The sequence below is a fragment of the Colwellia sp. SU-HH01172 genome (genome assembly GCF_057553355.1).
Map to the genome: position 1 here is coordinate 1,047,527 of NZ_BAAJMB010000001.1, position 18,677 is coordinate 1,066,203.

Genomic DNA, 18,677 nt, shown 5'->3' on the forward strand with positions numbered 1-18,677 from the left:
CTATTTAGTCTTGTCTCATTGACGATTTCACGCCAAAGCTCGATAGCAACTGCGCGGTTTCATATAACGGTAACCCGACCACCGCTGAATAACTACCACGAATTTGTTTCACAAATTGTCCAGCAATGCCTTGGATGCCGTAGGAGCCCGCTTTATCTTGTGGCTCACCGGTCTGCCAATATCTTATTATTTCTTGTTCGCTTAATATTTTAAAATCAACCTCGGTAGTCACCAGTACCACTTCACTGCGTTGCTCTTTTACTGCAGCAATAGCAGTAACAACTTGATGCGTATTCCCTGACAACATATTAAGTATAGCGAGACAATCGCTAAGCGACGCTGGTTTGCCTAAAATACGCTCTCCAAAGATCACACTTGTGTCAGAGCCAAGCACCACCTGGTTACGATTAGCCTGAGCAATAACTTGTGCTTTCTCTAGGGCTAAACGTGACACATAGTGTTCAGCTGTTTCTTTTGCAAGAATGCTTTCATCAATATCGGCAGGTAAACATTGAAAGTCATAACCAAGTTGTTGCAGCAGTTCTTTTCGGCGAGGAGATTGAGACGCCAAGATCAAAGTATTAGACATGTTATTTGATTCGAAAGTTTCGTCTGATTTTACGTAATAGTAAAAAGGCCCAAGGCCAAAGAATAATTGTCGTGATCACTGGATATAAATAGCTAGGTAAAAATATCGCATCAGTCAAAAACCGCTGTAACCAAAAAACAACTAAGTGATAAAGCGCTGAAAGTACGCCAACAATCATCGCCTGTTGCCAAACAGAAAAATTGCGAATTTTTTGAAAGTTCTCTGCAATGATGTATACAGCTATTGCCATCGCGAGGGCATGAACACCTAATGTCGAGCCCAATAAAACATCAAGAATAATACCCATTACCCAAGCTGATATAACATTCACTCGACTCGGCAATGCCAAACACCAATAAAGCAGCACCACGAGTACCCAGTCAGGACGAAATGCGTCGACACTTAGTGGTAGCGGCATAATGCTGGCAATTAACGCAACCAAGAAAGTTAAAAATATAATAAAGCGACTAGAAAAGGTCATTCATCGTTACCTTTAATCGTTGCGTTATTCTGTTCAGGTTTGGCTGTAGTAGTATTAATAACGTTAACTTCCGACTGCTCTGGCCACAATAGCAACACATAGCGCAATCGATCTATTTTTGCCACCGGCTGACTTTCAATACGTGCAAAAGCATGAGACTCGTCTTGAATAACCGAAGTGACTTTTGCAACCGGGTATCCCTCTGGGAATTTACCACCTAAGCCAGAGGTAACTAGTACATCATTAAAACGAATATCCGTGCTATGAGGCACATGATTTAGGGTTAAGCGATCAATCACACCAACACCATTTGCAATTAAGCGCACACCATTGCGACTTATTCTAACTGGCACGGCATGAGTGACATCTGTGATCAGCAGCACTCGACTACTCGTAGTACCGACATGGAGAATTTGCCCGACAATGCCCTCATCGTCAATAACGGCCTGGCCTTCATAAACCCCGTCATTGGCCCCTCGGTTAATCACAACTTGGTGCGTGTAGGGATCACTATCAACCGCCAGAATTTCTGCCACCATTTTTTTGGCGTCATAACGCAAAGGTGAAGCAAGCAATGCCCTTAAACGTTCATTTTCTTTTTTAATAATATCTAATTGCAGCGCCTGTTCATGAAAAATTAATTCATTAATCTTATATTGCTGATTATCTGCGATTAATTGACGACGAGTGACAATATTCTCTGCCGCCCAATTCATCATTTGCTTTGGCGTTGTTGCCAAATATTGCAATGGGCTAACCATAGATTGCAAAAAGCCTCGAACGGATTCGAAGCTATTCATTTTATGATCAAAGAAGATCAGCAAGGCAGAACAAAACAGCACCAAGACGAGTCGGTGCTGTGGAGAGGGTCCATGCTTAAATATAGGATTCATTGCGCGAACTAATCATTATTCGTAAGAGAACAGGTCGCCACCATGCATATCAATCATTTCGATAGCCTTACCACCGCCACGCGCAACACAGGTAAGAGGATCATCAGCAATCACTACTGGAATACCAGTTTCTTCCATTAACAAACGGTCAAGGTCTTTCAGCAATGCACCACCACCCGTTAAAATCATACCGCGCTCTGAAATATCAGAGGCTAATTCCGGTGGCGATTGCTCAAGTGCAACCATTATGGCACTAACAATACCAGTTAACGGCTCTTGTAATGCTTCTAATATTTCATTGCTATTTAACGTGAAACTACGAGGTACACCTTCCGCTAAGTTACGGCCGCGAACTTCAATTTCCACCAATTCTTCACCAGGATAAGCTGAACCAATTTCATGCTTAATACGTTCAGCAGTTGCTTCACCTATTAAGCTACCAAAGTTACGGCGAACATAGTTGATAATGGCGTCGTCAAACTTATCGCCACCAATACGAACAGAAGAAGAATACACCACACCGTTTAATGAGATAATACCGACTTCAGTGGTACCACCACCAATATCAACCACCATAGAACCGGTTGCTTCTGATACCGGCATACCTGCACCAATTGCCGCCGCCATCGGCTCATCAATTAAATACACTTCACGAGCACCAGCACCTAAGGCAGATTCTCGAATCGCACGACGTTCAACTTGTGTAGAGCCACAAGGCACACAAACTAATACCCGAGGGCTTGGGCGCAAAAAGTTATTGCTGTGCACTTGCTTAATAAAATACTGCAACATTTTTTCAGTAACAAAGAAGTTAGCAATAACACCATCTTTCATTGGACGAATTGCTTCAATATTACCTGGTGTACGACCTAACATTTGTTTCGCCGCCGCACCTACTGCAGCAACACTTTTAGAGCCACCGGCACGATCTTGACGAATAGCTACAACAGAAGGCTCGTTTAATACAATGCCTTGGTCTTTTACATAAATCAGGGTATTTGCTGTTCCTAAGTCGATTGATAAATCGTTAGAAAACATGCCGCGTAATTTCTTAAACATATTGTCGAAATGTCCTTTAAACATCACCTAGGCAACAAATTGCCGGATTATTATTCTTCGTGCATACAAGCCAGAAATGACCTGTATATTAAAAATAGTGCTAATAGCTGGCTATCATACCGCAGACTATAGCGCTTGTGTTGCTTGAATAGCAAAAATATCTTGAAAATTTATGATTTCTGAGAGAAAAATTCAAAATAATAAAATTTTTAACCATTAGCGCCAAAACACATGCGTGATATTAATTATTCACTTCACGCCAAGAGATAATTCGATCGTTGCCGCGGTAAAGGCCGAAATTTAAAATGGCAGTAGGGTTATCATCATAAAAATTACCATCATTATCCCCATCTAATGTATCCCACCTAAATTTCAACCAGCTTGGTACTTCATACTCCCACTCCATGGTTCCTTGAGTATTAGGTGCGCCAAAAAACAAATTATTTTGTATTCCCGATACAAAGTCTCCAGCAGCAATGCTGGCATCAGTGTCACCAACCTGTATAGCATCAGTATCAATATCAATTAAACGGTAGTCCCACAAACTCATATTTCCTGAATACTTATCTCCCGGCTTTTTATCTTCTATGAATACTTCCATACAGTTTTCATCTGCATTAATTTCAAAGTCTGTGCCGTTATAGGTTTCTACAAAGAGTGGCGCTCTTAGCTCACTATTTTCTGAACCAAAAGCATTTTCTAACACCATGCGAGCAAAACGAATTTCCACATCAGATGACATTACTAAGGTTTCGACGGCATCAGCATCCGTACTAAGTAAAACGCCGTCAGCATCTTCAACACTTTCTGTAACGAAGGGGATCTGGGCATTAAAAGGCGCTAAATAACTGCTGTCATCACGATCATAACTAAAATGGTCATTGTCAGAAAAAATATAAAGCCACTCACCGGGCACTAAATCTCCATCATCATCAGTACTCGCATCTAATCTACCCTCCTCCATATATGCCGTAATAGCGACATTAGTCCCATTATCAACACGCGCCATTACATCATCCTGGGTGGGTAAGGTGATACCAATACCTGAAGCTTCAAGCTTCATAAAGCCCTCAGGTTCGCCTAAGGTATAGTTTTTTGTGATCTTGTTGCCAGCATTATAGGCTGTTATTGCGATTCTCGGTGCTAGACTATAAGCGATTGTGCCTTTACCATCATCAGTACGCTGGCCTGTATATGCCCACTTAGCAATCGCACACGTGCCGTCGGCACTATGATAAGCATCCAATTTGCCATTATCATCAGCTCTAACTGTTTGTTTAAAATAAGCCGGAGTAAAACGACCTATTGTCACATCTGTGGATTCGACCAGTCCATCAACATTTCCTAGGCCACCATAATCTACATCCTGTATATCAACACTGATGATGCCCACTTCAGAAAACTTGGCGGCATCATAATATGAGCGACCAAATTCATTTAAGTCAGCATAAAAGCTTGTCAGGGTCGCATCTTCAAAATGGTCATCGGTACTATCGATTATCTCACTATCACGAGTTGCGCCGGCAGCATATTCAAGCGTTCCATCGACTGTGCCATTGAGCACTGGTGCAATTCTAGATACTTTTAACTGCAGCTGCCCGTCGCTCTGGCGATAATTTTCAACTCTGCCGCCCTGACTGTTCTGTGCTTCGACAATGAAAGAAAACTTATCCCAAGCGTTGTGTGTGGTGGTAGCGTCAACATCAAGGCCATTTAAACTACCGTCGTCATTGTTGGCACTAATACTAAATTGTGCCGGTTTCACCCAAAAGTCATTACTACTGCCGACCAGCAAGATATCCTCATCTGAATAACTAGCATGTAAACGTATTTGGCCAACATCTAAATATCTTGGTGTAGGTATCGTTGCAATACTATCACTATCAAAATTCAAACTTACGTTGTTAGTAAAGCTTGAATATTTAGCAATACCACTGCCAGCTACCTCAAATGTTAAACCGGCATTAAAAGTAGCATCAGGCGTAATATTTTGCTGAGATAAATCAACATCTACATTGCCTGTAAAAATACCTTCACAAACACCATTATTGTCACGTACAGCTTGCAATTTTAATGCTTGTGGAAATGTTGTTCCTGCGATTTGGTAGGGCACGATTTCATTGTCATCCGTTTCATACAAAAACCTAAAACCTGCCTGTGCAAAAGTCATCTCACAGCTACTACCAAAACCCGAACATTCAAACGCGCTACTGGCATTAACCGTTGCATTCGCAATAGACAAAGTAACAGTTTCAGCGGTCGTGTGATTAAAGCTAAATGTAGGGTTATTTAAATCAGTACTGCCAATAAAGGTAACAGGATCTTTTCGGACACCATTAACATTAAAATCTAATGATACTGACTCAGTACTTAGGCTCGAACAATCACTATTGGTGCAGGCTTTGATAGTAATTGGCTCAGCGGCACAAGTTAGGCCATTGCCATCATGTACAATTTCATAATGATGAATAACGGGTTCTGCACAGGCATGAGTTTTTGCATACACTTCGTTGATTTCAGTAGCTGTCAGCGCGCCTTTAAAAACATGCACTTCATCAATTGAACCGGTAAAGCGATTATTGATTTCACCATCATCCGTCTCACCACCAATAGAAGCAGGCCCAGTATCAGTCCCCCAATTGCCGGTATACGTACCACTAGCTCGTTCGACACCATTGATATATATTCGCCGTGTTTTTGCAACACTATCATGTACGGCAGTAACAAAACTCCAGGTATCTGTCGGTATTTCGCCTGCATAGGTATCTAAAGAGACAGGGTTAACGTGGCGGGAATAAAAGCGTAAATGCCCATTACCATTTCTTTGGTCCCCCAAACTTAAGGCGTAACCGCCTTGATTGTTTTCATCATCGGCGAATATTCTAGAGCCGCTATCTAAGTTACTTGGATTAATCCACGCCGTAATGGTAAAACTATCCTGTAAATTTTCGAATGAACTCGGCAGTTCAACATAGTCATTCACACCATCGAAGACACCATAACCACATGTGCCAGGATTATCCGAGATAGCACGATTTACATCTGACGTTACAGGTCCATTGATAGCATTTGCATTGTAACTTCCCAACTCATCAATAACTACTCCAGACATGCCTTCCCAAGATAGTTCATCCATCGAAAATTGCGCAATAAGTTGCGCACATTGAACACTCGCTCTTGTGCCACCGTCATAATTGTTGCCAGTATTTTGATAATTATAAATCGAGCTAATTTCATCCGCAGTAAGTGCACCATCGAAAACAATAAATTCATCTAATGGCGCTCTAAAGCCTTGCGGTGTGCTAGTTCCAAAGTCATCGAATGATGTGCCAATGTATTTCAATGTACCTGATGGCGCTAAGTTAATGGTTTCAACAAAGCTACCATCAATGTATAAATGGCTTTGTTCATCCTTGTAAACTACTGCCATATAGTGCCAATTATTATCTAAATTGCTAACGCTATAACTACCATCTAACGATGTTCCTGCTCCTGCGTCATATATACCCCAACGCCAGCCATTATCACGATCGATATACAGTAAATCACCTCCGCTCGCCATGGCCCCTAAAATAAAATAGCGATTACCAGAACTATCTGTCGGCTTTTTAAACCAAGTGGAAACACTGAATGTCTCAGGTAAAGGAATACTCACTTGCACATGATGTTGAGCAGATGAAATACCGAGCGCCTTTTCTATTTGAGCATCATCAGAAGTGTTTAAGCTATTATGGCTGGTACCTGAATAGTTACCGAGTTGATCTATTACTTCGTTACCCGTGCCAGTATAAGCACATTCATCAAATTGGAAATTAGCCATAACTGTAGCCGATGGAGTGCTATCACATAAGTCGCCAAAATCGGCATCAAATACGCTATTGTCATAGGTTAGAATAGAGTTACTATTAATATTCACTTTTCTCCCTGAAGCTACTCCAAATAAGTAACTAGCAGAAATAAAGTCAATGTTCCTGGCGTATAACGCACCGGTATAAGTTGAATTACTTCCAAAAGTAACATTACCATCAACGTGCATAACTAACTTACTCGCATCACCACCTTGATTTACACCTGTCGAGTTAGCAAGAGTCGTTGATGTAAAACTTACATTTGAATCTATAAATACATTAGCGGTACCTGCACCTACGACATTAATACTTGTGCCAGAACTTGTGGAAAACCGACGAAAATAATAAGTTTTCCCGGCTGAAAGGTTTAGCGTATTGTTAGATCCTAAAGAAAGGTTTTCAAAAAAATACACGTCAAAACTATCACTAAATTGTAGCGTTGCATTAGAGCGAGCATTTATATTTCGATAATTATTAACTCCGCTAGTACCAAAGGTAGTAGTTTGATTACTTGGAGGGTTATAATTAACGCTGCCGTTACCACGCCTAAAGTTTACACTTACCGTTTCTGCCGAATTATTTGACGCTGTGCAATCAGCACTACCACAACTATCGATATTTGAACCAGAGTTGTGACTTACACTTCTTGTTGATAATACGGTATCGGGGTTATTGATAAGACGGGCATTGTAACCAAAATTTATCTGACTATTGCCTACACCATTACCATGTGTCGCAATAGCATCAGGGAATACTGCTGAACATTCTGCAGCAAAAAGTTGATGAGAAAGTATTAAGAATAATATGCCAGCGCAGGCGACAATAAATTTAGACAAATTCATAATTACTACCTTCAGCCCTTGAAACGAACGCTTAGAAAAATGATTAAAAAAACCTAAGTGAGCATATCATACTTCAAAAGCCATTGAATGTTATGCTTATTCCTCACATCTTTTGCTCAATTTATTTCATTTACTAAAAGACAAGCAATAAAAAACCCCGCATAGTGCGGGGTTTCATTAATCAATAATTATATTTATTTTGCTGAGCGTTTACGAATTGCAAATCCAAGTAATCCAGCAGCAAATATAAATAAAGTTGTCGGCTCTGGAACATTAGCGTTCACATTTGTAGCTCGAACATAAAAAGTTTCGAAGTCCCACTCTGTCGGCATATTCAAAGTCAACATGCTATTAATTTTTCCGCTATTAAAGTCGTCAACATCAATATCAACACTTGTTAATTCAGTGTTCCAGTATTCTACTGCTTCAACATAGTATGTAACACCAAAAGCATCGGTACGGGTAAAATCAGCAATTGTTAGTTCTGTACGAAGAATATTAAGCTCTTCTTCTGTCGCATATCTCCAACCATCGTGAAATTCTGGCGCCATCAAAAGATTGCTATAATATGGCGTTACATTAATAGGAGAGGCCCATGCCCAGTCAATACCGTTATAGGTAATATAATCATCTTCGGTTAAATCAGACGTAATTAAGCCGGCAAAAGCAGAGCTAGAAACTAATAGCAAGAAAGGAAGTAATAATTTTAATGTAAACTTAATCATCATAATATCTCAACTAATGAAAAACGACAGCAGTACAGTAAAACAGTTAAAGCAAACTACATGCCAAATAAATTTACCTTTGCAATACAATAACTTAAACAATCATCATTATTGTGTTTTATTGAATTGTAAAAAAAACTAACAGCCTACAAACATTAATGTAAATAAGGTGTTAGCAACAATACCTTATAAACTTCGAGCTTCTACTTCAATAATCCTTGAAGTGACTTCACTATCAAGCTGACATTCGCCAACGCTTGTAACGGTATAATAGCGAACATCTTCAAAGAGAAAATCATTACATGTAAGTGCTTTAACTTCACAACCAATCAAGCCAGGTATGTGAGCAATTGCTGGAGCATTTTGGCTGACATCGGCACAAGTCCTAGAGGTGGCACTTGCTAAGCCAACCGGAAATAATTGCGCCAACTGCCATTGAGCACCAGTTTGGGCCGATGCGTAAGCTCTTGTTCCTAGAACTTCAAAGGCAACGTTCTCTTGGCTAGAAGCCATCATATTAACAAGCGCGGCTCCTAGTAAAGACATCACGATAATAACAAAAATGGCAATCACTAGCGCGCTACCTCGATGTTTATTACTATTGCTTTGCATTTTGCAAGGCAAATTCGCTAAATAACCGGCATGCTCATGGGACATTTGGCACCTGTATTTCATTATTAAAGACAATTGTTTCCAGATTTAGAAAAAACTCTAGTCGCACTAAAACCAAGGCATTTCGTTGCAGTGTTGCTTCTACCACGCTAAATGGCAATGTAGTATTTTCAAGGTGTTCTGCCATTAAGCTTCGATTATTAGTATCAAATATTGGCGTATCATCAAGAGCAGAACGGGCATAATTTTGATACCGATATAAATTACCGTTTTCTAGGCAATAACTCACTGCCGTTTCTATAAAATACAAACGCTTAGTTGGAGAGTCTGCACGAAACTGTGTTGCCGCATTCAAGGTCAATACCACTGTAGGTGGTGGATTATTGTCGTCGACATCAAGATCGTCAACAGTCAATAACGGTGAAATGGCGGCACTCGGATCAAAACTCGCGATAACATCATTAGCATTATTATAAATATCTTCACTGTTGAGGGCATATACACTCACCTGCGAACTATTAGTAACAAGGCTACTAGCAAATGGCGCTAAAGTAACCGTGTTACTGGCGGCTTCTGGTGCCACAGGAATGTCAACATAGATGGCACTACGAGCGATTGGCGTAAACTCCAAACACTGCTTACCACTACCATTAAGCTCTCGAGCACTATTGGGCAAAGCATGCCGTACTTCACGGTTAAGCCTTTCAATAACAAAACGAGCGGTTGAAATTAACTCTTCACGATCGGCCGCATCAGTATAGCTTTGTGCTCCGTAACGAAGAAAGGTGGTTATGCTAGTTGCAATAACACCTAAGATGACAATAACGGTAATTAACTCGATTAATGTAAAACCTTGCTGTTTTTTAAAAGAAAACCGCATTAGAAGTTTGCCTTATAAACCGAGAAAACAAAGTCGAATTGCTGCGGGGTGGTTATGGTTATGGTAATAAGTTTTGCGGTAAAGTTATTGTCATCACCATCACTATCACCGTCGTAATCACTATCATTTATGACATCAACATTAACTTGAAAGCCCGTATAAATATTCTCTAACGAGTCACTATCTCCCAACGAACTTTCAATAACAGTTAAGCCATGATAATCATCAACATCGTCATAGAGTTCGCGTTGACCAAGTTCTTCATTAGCCATAACCAAAGAACAGGCTTGCTCTCCATCAGCGGCTTTAATTTCGCCATCCTTGTTGATATCGTCACCACAACGAACCAAGCCACCCGACATATCTGAGTTTTCATCAAATGCTTTACCCAGAATTTCATTTATCATTGACTGACCCAATTCAGCCGCTCTTATCTGGTGAACTTGCTCAGCACTTTGCTTGGAGAGAGGATAAATAAGGGTTGTAAAAATTGAAAAGACAATCGATAACAGCACAATACCAACAATGGTTTCAATAAGCGTGAAGCCCACTTGCTTGCCTTTACCGTGTGAATATTGCTGATGTGAGGAGCCTTTATAATGCATGAATATAGCCCTCATTTTCAATTCTAACCACTAAACTCTGTTCTCCAGTAATGGTTATGTCACAAGGGTTATTGCAGTCCTGAGGTCGACCTAGGTGATCAAAAGTAAAGGTAAGCCCGACCGGGCTAAATGTCACGTTGTCGCCACTTTCAATCGTAACCACTGTCGCTCTTTGTATGCTTTGATCGGAAAATTCAGACAGCGTACCGCAGGTTACTTTGCCAAGTTTATCTTCGGTAATGTTAACCCGATGACACAGCACATTGACTTGCTGCATGGCACGAGTTTGAATCAAGCGCAGCTTTGCAATAACATCGGCGCGATAAGCATATTCAGAAAAGCCTTTTGAAGAAAAGAACTTGGGAGCAACGGTGACAGAAAGGATACCTAAGATGATAATAACAATAACTAACTCCACTAAGGTAAAGCCCGCAGCTCGTTTGGAATTTAGTGCTTTTGATTGCTGTCTATTAGCGAATTTATTTGAATATCCAATCATCTATGGATAACTCCACACTTTAATCTAAGTTATGTACATGGCCTTAAATACATTCATTTACGGTAACTTCTGGCCTGATATTAACGCCATTAGGTGGTTCATAAACCACAACACAATCAGCATTTGAACTAAAAATAGAACCTTGATCACTGGAATAAAAAATTAATTTTCCATCCGTTGCCGCACGAATAACAAAAACATCACCGTCGATATCAATTAGCCTTTGCCAATAATCATCAGGGCCGCTAGCATCAAATGGGCTCGGCGCAATAGGGTAGCCATAAGCAATATCGAGAGCGCCATCACTCAATGTAACGCTTGCTTCTGCTTCACCCTGATTACCTGCAACAATAGATTTACTATGCACTAAGGCAGCAGCACTTTCTATTGACGCTTTCACTCCTTGCAACACGGCAGTTTGAGCATCAGCCTTCAAATTAATGAATTTAGGTGCCGCCGTTGCTGCCAAAATGCCAAGTATAACAATAACAACAATCAGCTCAATTAAGGTAAATCCTTTGGCGTTCATTCTAGTTAACCTTTACTTAAAAAATACTAAGAACTTAAAAGATGATAACAACTAAAGACGCAATTAAAGTCCTATCGAGAATCAATATAATATCGCTAAATAAAAAATTTATCGACACTTAGTTTATATAACAATCAAGCATTTAAAACAAAAAAGGAGAGCTAAGCCCTCCTTAAAAAATAATAAATAACATCAATCCACTAACACTTGCTAATATCAAGCACTACGGTCGGTGGCGTAATTACATCCCCAGAAGCTGTTGCATTTGAATAGGTGACTTTACAGTTATCTGCGGTAGCACCTTCACTGTGCTCAAAATCACCACTTGTTGAATCATAAGTAATATCTGTACCACTTTCCAAGTCAATTAATTGGTCAATTCCCCAGCCATTATCTGCAGTACCAGCTGGAGTTCCTTCACCGGCTCTAGTTGGGTAACCATAAACAAGGGCGTAAACCTGACCGTTAATAGTAACCTCGCCAGTTGAGGCAGTTTCATTGCTCACTAAAGCTTTAGCATGCACCATATTAACTGCGCTATTAACACTGCCCTGTACACCTTGAATAACTGATGCTTTAGCATCGCCAGTAAGATCAATAAACTTAGGTGCAGCAGTTGCCGCTAAAATACCTAAAATAACAATAACAACCACTAACTCAATTAGGGTGAAACCTTTTTGCTGACTAAAACTATTATTTGCTAACTTCTTCATAACATGAACCTTTTTATTATTAATCAAGAATTAATTATTATTAATGTAAACCACAACCGAGCTATCGGCTGGCTGATAAGTAAAACTATTTCCGGTGCTGGTATCAGTACCAGGACTAGAAAAATCGTTATTACCGTCCTTATTCAGTGTTTCTTTTAAATAGAAATGACAAACGGTTGTACTACCGGTACCTGACTTTGACGCGAAATAATCCATGGTGTCGTCGCTATTTAATGTGCCAATAGCATCAGTCACACGCGGTGGCTGTTGTAATATATTTTGCCAGATATCAATACAGTTTGCAGAGGTAAAGCCGCCACCTAGTGTTGCACCATTATCTTGTCCATCAGCTGACGAGACAACATAACCGGGTCTAATGCCTGTCGCTTCTGTTGTTAATACTAAATCGGTGCCATCATAACTAACCGAGTTTCTGCCATTTGTATCTTTTGGACGCCCTTCCGCTTCCCATTGCGCACGTGCTAATGATATCGCCGTAGCAAAGCCGCCAGCCATACCTTCAATATTTGCTTGTTTTGCTTGGTCAGTTAAATCGAGGAATTTAGGGATCGCGGTTACAGCTAAAAAACCTAAAATAACAACAACGATAACTAATTCGATAAGGGTAAAACCTGACTGTTTTTTCATATCAACCTCTTAACTTTTGCTCATAATTTAATTCTAACAACGAAATGCCTGCAAAGTCACTCACTTAGTCATAATTTCGCGTAAAATCCAGTTTCTATAACAAATCTTTACACGACAAGCGCTTTAATTGACATATCCCCGAATTAAAACACTACAACTTATGTGCCAAGTTGAACGCTCCAACAATTCCCTTGCCACTTTGATAAGTAAAAAATTCGCCACTTGGCAGACTATATTGGCAATACCGTAGAACATGATTTCCTTGCGATTCTATCAAAACAGCAGCGATTGGCTGCTTCATAAACATTAGTGGCGTTTCCATGACAAAGTGCCAAATTTTTTGACATACTAAGCCACCATTATCGACATCAACCCAACCGGCCTTATTCACCGACACTCTTAATTTTTCACCCTTAGGCTGTACTAGGCTAGACTCTATTTCGACAAAGCGAGGTTGCATATCCATAAACCATTGGGCGTGAATAGCATTAACACGAGCAGAAAATACATTACGAACATTTTCAAAACCTGCTCTTGTTAACTGACCTTCTTGTTTAAAAAAATAAAAAATAAAACTTGCCATGAATACGCCAACAAGCACAATAACAACCAAATTTTCACTAAGTGATTTCCCGGTTTTATCTGCCACTTGTTGTGCTGTCATATCGCTATTCCATTTGGCATATTAGTTACCTTTAAAGGCTGACATCATATCCCACATTGGTGTGAAAATACCGAGTGCCAAAACCAAAACCATAACCGCAACAATGGCAATCATAATAGGTTCAATACGGGCAGTTAAGGTGCTCAGCTCATAATCAACTTCTCGCTCGTAGTAATCACCCACCTCTTCTAGCAATTCATCAACACGACCGGTTTCTTCACCTACCGCGATCATCTGCAAAACCAAAGGCGTAAACAATGTGCTGGTAGAAGCCGAACGCAATAAACTTTCACCGCTTTCAATGCTGGTGCGCATCGCAATAATTTTCTTGCGCATATAGGTGTTGTCAACCGCGTCAGCAACCAGAGTAAGACCAGATGTCATCGGTACACCAGCACGCAATATAATTGAAAAGCTATGAGAGAATCGCGAAAGTACTGAACGTTCAATAACACCACCAACGACCGGCAGTTTTAATTTCCGTTTGTCCCACAAATACATACCTCGTGGTGTGCGTAAATAATGACGTAAGGCAACTAAGCCTGCGACGCTAGCAACTAACATATGCGGCCAATAGTTTAAGAAAAAGTTCGAGCTAGTAATAAGCATTTGCGTAGTCCACGGTAAGTCCGCGCCTAATTTTGCAAACATATTAGCGAATGTTGGAATAACAAAAATATTTAGAATGACTAAAGCCGCAACAATGGCGATCATCACGAATGATGGATAGCGTAAAGCTGTTTTTATGCGCTTGCGAGTTTCTTGCTCGCGCTCAAAGTAACTGGCAAGTTTTAGAAATGCATCATCTAAATTACCGGTATTTTCACCGACATGAACCAGAGAAATGAATAAAGGCGAAAATAATTTCGGGTGTTGATGTAATGCGGTTGAGAGCGGAAAACCACCTTCAAGCTGCGCGGCAATATCAACTAATGCGGATTTCAGTTTTACCGAGGTACTCGACTCGGCCATGCCATTGATGGCACGTAATATAGGTACGCCAGACTTTATTAGGGCATACATTTGTCGACAAAAAACAATTAAATCATCTAAGGTTACTTGGTTAAAACCTAATAAGTCTTTAACATCAATGTCAGTAGATTTATTACCCGTAACATTGTTTTTTGCACTTTCAATCGATATTGGAATTATACGCTGACGAGACAACTGCTCAGCAACCAGTGCAGAGTTAGCAGCATCAATAGCACCTTTTACTTGGCTACCACTAGCATCTCGGCCAATATAATTAAAAGCGGGCATAATTTATTAACCTATCCTGTAACGTCTACGGTTTCAACCAAGCGCAGTACTTCTTCGACACTTGTTATTCCTAGCTTAGCATAATCAAACGCAGCCAAAGCCAGCGGTTTAAAGTCGGGGTGTTGTTTAGCTAGCTTAGTAAATGCTTCGGTGTCATCACGCTTTAACGCTGCCATCATTGGCTCGTTCATTTCTAATAATTCGAAAACACCTATCCGCCCTTTGTAGCCTGTGTATTGGCAGGATTGACAACCGGTGCCTTGGCTAAATTCAACGCCTTTGACGTCATCACCAACCAAATGCGATAGCCAAAGCAGTTCTTGCTGATCAGGGGTATGAATTTTTCGACAACTTTCACACACTTTACGTACTAAACGCTGGGCAATAATCGCGCGCAATGAACTCCCCACCAAAAAGCCGGCAGCGCCCATATCTAATAGTCTCAGCGCACTGGTAATTGCGTCATTGGTGTGTAGTGTTGATAGAACTAAATGACCGGTTAATGCACCTCGTAAGCCGATTTCGACGGTTTCTTGATCACGCATCTCACCGACCATTAATATATCGGGATCTTGTCGTAATGCGGTACGTAAAACACTGGAAAAAGTCAGATCGATCTTGCTATTTACTTGCACTTGGTTAATACGAGGTAAACGATATTCGACCGGATCTTCAACCGTAATAATTTTCTTACTGGCTTTATTTAATTCACTTAACGCCGCATATAAGGTCGTGGTTTTACCACTACCAGTTGGACCGGTAACCAGCACCATGCCGTGAGGGCGAGAAATTTGATGTCTGACACGTTCAACAAAGTGTGCTGGCATTCCAGTTTCATCGAGCGACAAGAGTCCCGCTGATTGGTCGAGCAAACGCATTACCACAGACTCACCGTGTTGCACTGGCATAGTCGACATACGAACATCAATGCTATGGCCATTTATTTGTAAATTAAAGCGGCCATCTTGCGGTAAACGTTTTTCAGAAATATCTAAACCGGCCATCAGTTTTAATCGCAGCACCATGGCAGAAGCAATTTTGTTTTCTTTGAGAATATTTTCTTGTAAAACACCATCAATACGTTGACGAATACGCAAAGTATTTTCATCGGGTTCGATATGCACATCGGAGGCACGCATTTGTACTGCGTCGGCAAAAACAGATTGCAGCAATTTACCAACAGTCGCATCACCACCTTCTTCTAGGAATGAACTCGATAAATCAAAGTCGCTACTTTGATCATATTCTTCTTCCAGCTGGCTCGCGAAAGATTCAATATCAGCAGTACGGCGGTATAGGCCATCAAATGCTTCAAATAATTGTGACTCCATCACTACCGCAAGTTGCAAACGTTTAGGCGCCAACATTTGTTCAAGTTGATCAAGAGCACTTAAATCGGCAGGGTCGCTCATGCCGATCAACACTGAATCACCTTGATCTTCGATCACTAACGCGCGTAAACGTCTGGCATGAACCTCAGGTAATAATAAAGCAATGTCTGCTGGAATGCGGCGTTGGCTTATATCTAAAAATGGTACATCAAGCTGCTGGGCCAGGAATTCAAGTAACTGTCGCTCACCAATATGACCAAGTTCAATAAGGGCATCACCCAGTTTTCGTCCGGTTGATTTTTGGCTGTTTAGCGCCTGCATCAGTTGTTCGTTACTGATAATGTGCTCATGGACCAAAAGATCCCCTAGGCGCATTTTTAATTTAGGTGCTGCCATATTATTCTCCTAGCTCTGATACCCGTTGACGGGCAAATTTTATGGCGTTATTTGAAAGATTACCTGCTGCAATCGCTTGACTATATGCGCTACTGGCGGCACTAAACTGGCTTTGGCTATCCAATGAAACCGCAAGCCCCAACCACCAACGGCCTGCATTTGGCTCAAGCAACAATAACTTACGATAGGCATCAATTGCTGTATCATGCTCATTCGCCTCAGCGGCGATACTGGCTAATAACGCCTGCAACTCAACTTGTTGACTATCATTTACCGGTTTTAACACGTTTAATGCTTGCATAGCAGCACCTTGCTCAAAGTATATTCGAGCACTCATTAAGCGCATTTCTTCTGCCCGTGGCGCTAATGCGATACCTTGTGACAACAGGTTTATTGCATCTTGATAGGCTTTCTTACCATACCATAATGCCGCAAGTTGCTTTCTTGCAGTTTGGTGCTCAGGTATTAACAGCAACACTTCCTCAAATAACGACTCGGCTTTGTTCAGATCATTAATTTCCATCGCCTGTTCGGCTTGAGTAATTTTATTCTCTGCCAAAGCTTGGGGTGATAATTGGCTACGCGAAATTGTTAAGCTAGGTTTATGACTCGCAGTAACATCTGCTGCCTTTATGTTTGAGGGTTTTGCTTTAACTAATAGCTTTTCAACACGGTTAACTGCTGCCGTACTTTGTTCGCTTGCAGTTGCTAGGTGTTTAGTGACCACGTGACTTTCCTGCTCACTGTCATCACTAATTGTTTGTTTGGTCGTAGAATTATCTGCAGCTATTTGGGCCTTATTGACTTGCTGTTGACTTTCTCCTTTCATGGTACTCGGCGTTACTACCACGGTTGATTCTAATGTCGTCACTAATTCTCTGGTAGCGGATTTATTTTCCACCTCAGTGGCGACCAATGGTGCTTTTTCTGTTGAAACAGTACTATGTTCTACATTGATATTCGCTTGGCTTTCACTGGCAACAGGTTGTTGTATTTGTGATTTTAAGGTTTGATTTTCAGAATATAGTTGCCAGGCAAATAACCCCGCGATATTAAGCAAAATAATGGCAATTATCATTATCGCGACCAATTTAATATTGGAATTTTTCGCGGCTACTGGCATCACGACATTGCTACCGGCGACCTGCTCGTTCTGGCGCTTATCAAGATCCTTAAGCATCTGGTTTATAACACTCATAATACCGCTCCGAAATTACTCCATATATAATACAAAGCAACAATCATCAGCAAAAACAATAAACTTGCTAAATAAGTATTTCGTGTTTTTAAACCTTCCATACCTTCTGTATCTTGTATCGCACTGTACAAATGTTTTTTTGTCAGCTGGTAACTGCCTTCGCCATAACCAAGCATAAGCATTTTATGACAAAGTATATTCACCAGCCTAGGGATACCATTGCTGACTTTAGCAATTTTTTTCGATAACGCATGACCAAACAAACTCGCGCCTTTATAACCTGCAACGTGTAATCGATGCTGGATATAATGTTCAACCTCAGGCACTGTCATCGAACGTAACTTATAAGAAAAAGTTATCCGCTGCTTCAATTGCCGAAAGCCAGTTTCTGCTAATCGCTCATCAAGCTCAGGTTGAGCAAACAACACCACTTGCAGTAGTTTACGGGTTTCAGTTTCTAAATTAGTAAATAGTCGCAGTGCTTCAAGACTTTCAGCAGGTAGTGCTTGGGCTTCATCCAGAATCAGTACTACAGAATGACCTTGGTTATGCAATTCTAAAAGTCGTGTTTGAATGCGCTGAGTGAGCAATTGTACTGACATACGCTGTGCCTGCTTAACGCCAAGTTCGACTGCGACCGCACGACGCAATTCATCAGGCTTCAGATAAGGGTTGGGAATATAGGCAGTAACAAAATGTTCAGGAATTTCATTGAGTAACTTTCGACACATCAATGTTTTGCCTGTACCGACTTCCCCGACAACTTTAATAAAACCTTCGCCAGTTTTTAATGCCGTAGTTAACACAGCTAAAGCCTCATTATGAGGCTCAAGACCTAAATAAAAATTGGTGTTCGGAGTTAACGTAAACGGTAATTCTCGCAAGCCAAAATGATACAGGTACAT

18 protein-coding genes are annotated in these 18,677 nt (G+C 40.8%); all 18 read right to left on the reverse strand.

From position 1 onward, the window contains the following. Window positions 1–4: 4 nt before the first annotated feature. The 18 genes from AC27JP_RS04590 to AC27JP_RS04675 all read right to left on the reverse strand — a co-directional run bounded on the left by AC27JP_RS04590 (window position 5) and on the right by AC27JP_RS04675 (window position 18,677). The gene (locus tag AC27JP_RS04590) at window positions 5–589 is read right to left on the reverse strand and encodes a Maf family protein (protein ID WP_487112502.1); all 585 of its coding nucleotides are present in this window, start codon (window positions 587–589) and stop codon (window positions 5–7) included. A gap of 1 nt (window position 590) precedes the next feature. Continuing rightward, the gene (mreD, locus tag AC27JP_RS04595) at window positions 591–1,070 is read right to left on the reverse strand and encodes a rod shape-determining protein MreD (protein WP_487112504.1); all 480 of its coding nucleotides are present in this window, start codon (window positions 1,068–1,070) and stop codon (window positions 591–593) included. After that, on the reverse strand, window positions 1,067–1,963 hold the full coding sequence (gene mreC, locus AC27JP_RS04600) for a rod shape-determining protein MreC (protein ID WP_487112506.1): 897 nt from the start codon (window positions 1,961–1,963) through the stop codon (window positions 1,067–1,069). The genes mreD and mreC overlap by 4 nt, the downstream gene beginning before the upstream one ends. Before the next feature lie 15 nt (window positions 1,964–1,978). Next, window positions 1,979–3,022 (reverse strand): rod shape-determining protein, encoded by a 1,044-nt coding sequence (locus tag AC27JP_RS04605; RefSeq protein WP_487112508.1) that lies wholly within the window; start codon window positions 3,020–3,022, stop codon window positions 1,979–1,981. A 241-nt stretch (window positions 3,023–3,263) separates the two neighbouring features. After that, window positions 3,264–7,712 (reverse strand): DUF6701 domain-containing protein, encoded by a 4,449-nt coding sequence (locus tag AC27JP_RS04610; RefSeq protein WP_487112510.1) that lies wholly within the window; start codon window positions 7,710–7,712, stop codon window positions 3,264–3,266. Window positions 7,713–7,906: 194 nt separating this feature from the next. Then, window positions 7,907–8,440 (reverse strand): PEP-CTERM sorting domain-containing protein, encoded by a 534-nt coding sequence (locus AC27JP_RS04615; protein WP_487112512.1) that lies wholly within the window; start codon window positions 8,438–8,440, stop codon window positions 7,907–7,909. A 183-nt stretch (window positions 8,441–8,623) separates the two neighbouring features. Continuing rightward, the gene (locus AC27JP_RS04620; RefSeq protein ID WP_487112513.1) at window positions 8,624–9,094 is read right to left on the reverse strand and encodes an MSHA biogenesis protein MshP; all 471 of its coding nucleotides are present in this window, start codon (window positions 9,092–9,094) and stop codon (window positions 8,624–8,626) included. Further along, on the reverse strand, window positions 9,084–9,929 hold the full coding sequence (locus AC27JP_RS04625; protein ID WP_487112515.1) for a prepilin-type N-terminal cleavage/methylation domain-containing protein: 846 nt from the start codon (window positions 9,927–9,929) through the stop codon (window positions 9,084–9,086). The genes AC27JP_RS04620 and AC27JP_RS04625 overlap by 11 nt, the downstream gene beginning before the upstream one ends. Then, window positions 9,929–10,534, reverse strand: a complete 606-nt coding sequence (locus tag AC27JP_RS04630) for a type IV pilus modification PilV family protein (protein WP_487112517.1) — start codon at window positions 10,532–10,534, stop codon at window positions 9,929–9,931. Before AC27JP_RS04630 ends, AC27JP_RS04625 begins: the two co-directional genes overlap by 1 nt. After that, complete coding sequence (locus AC27JP_RS04635) at window positions 10,524–11,033, reverse strand: prepilin-type N-terminal cleavage/methylation domain-containing protein (protein ID WP_487112519.1); 510 nt, start codon at window positions 11,031–11,033, stop codon at window positions 10,524–10,526. The genes AC27JP_RS04630 and AC27JP_RS04635 overlap by 11 nt, the downstream gene beginning before the upstream one ends. 43 nt (window positions 11,034–11,076) lie before the next feature. Then, window positions 11,077–11,562: a type II secretion system protein gene (locus AC27JP_RS04640; RefSeq protein WP_487112520.1), complete on the reverse strand. Its 486-nt coding sequence runs from the start codon at window positions 11,560–11,562 to the stop codon at window positions 11,077–11,079. Between the two features lie 200 nt (window positions 11,563–11,762). Further along, a complete protein-coding gene (locus AC27JP_RS04645; protein ID WP_487112522.1) occupies window positions 11,763–12,275 on the reverse strand; it encodes a type II secretion system protein in 513 nt (170 codons plus the stop codon). 30 nt (window positions 12,276–12,305) lie between these two features. Then, complete coding sequence (locus AC27JP_RS04650) at window positions 12,306–12,923, reverse strand: prepilin-type N-terminal cleavage/methylation domain-containing protein (RefSeq protein ID WP_487112524.1); 618 nt, start codon at window positions 12,921–12,923, stop codon at window positions 12,306–12,308. 151 nt (window positions 12,924–13,074) lie between these two features. After that, the gene (locus AC27JP_RS04655; RefSeq protein ID WP_487112526.1) at window positions 13,075–13,587 is read right to left on the reverse strand and encodes a hypothetical protein; all 513 of its coding nucleotides are present in this window, start codon (window positions 13,585–13,587) and stop codon (window positions 13,075–13,077) included. 21 nt (window positions 13,588–13,608) lie between these two features. Continuing rightward, window positions 13,609–14,847 (reverse strand): type II secretion system F family protein, encoded by a 1,239-nt coding sequence (locus AC27JP_RS04660; RefSeq protein WP_487112528.1) that lies wholly within the window; start codon window positions 14,845–14,847, stop codon window positions 13,609–13,611. Between the two features lie 11 nt (window positions 14,848–14,858). Continuing rightward, the gene (locus AC27JP_RS04665; protein WP_487112530.1) at window positions 14,859–16,574 is read right to left on the reverse strand and encodes a GspE/PulE family protein; all 1,716 of its coding nucleotides are present in this window, start codon (window positions 16,572–16,574) and stop codon (window positions 14,859–14,861) included. A 1-nt stretch (window position 16,575) separates the two neighbouring features. After that, window positions 16,576–17,772 carry a tetratricopeptide repeat protein gene (locus AC27JP_RS04670; protein WP_487112531.1) on the reverse strand — a complete coding sequence of 399 codons (1,197 nt, stop codon included), beginning with the start codon at window positions 17,770–17,772 and terminating at the stop codon, window positions 16,576–16,578. Further along, the gene (locus AC27JP_RS04675; protein ID WP_487112533.1) at window positions 17,769–18,677 is read right to left on the reverse strand and encodes an ExeA family protein; all 909 of its coding nucleotides are present in this window, start codon (window positions 18,675–18,677) and stop codon (window positions 17,769–17,771) included. Before AC27JP_RS04675 ends, AC27JP_RS04670 begins: the two co-directional genes overlap by 4 nt.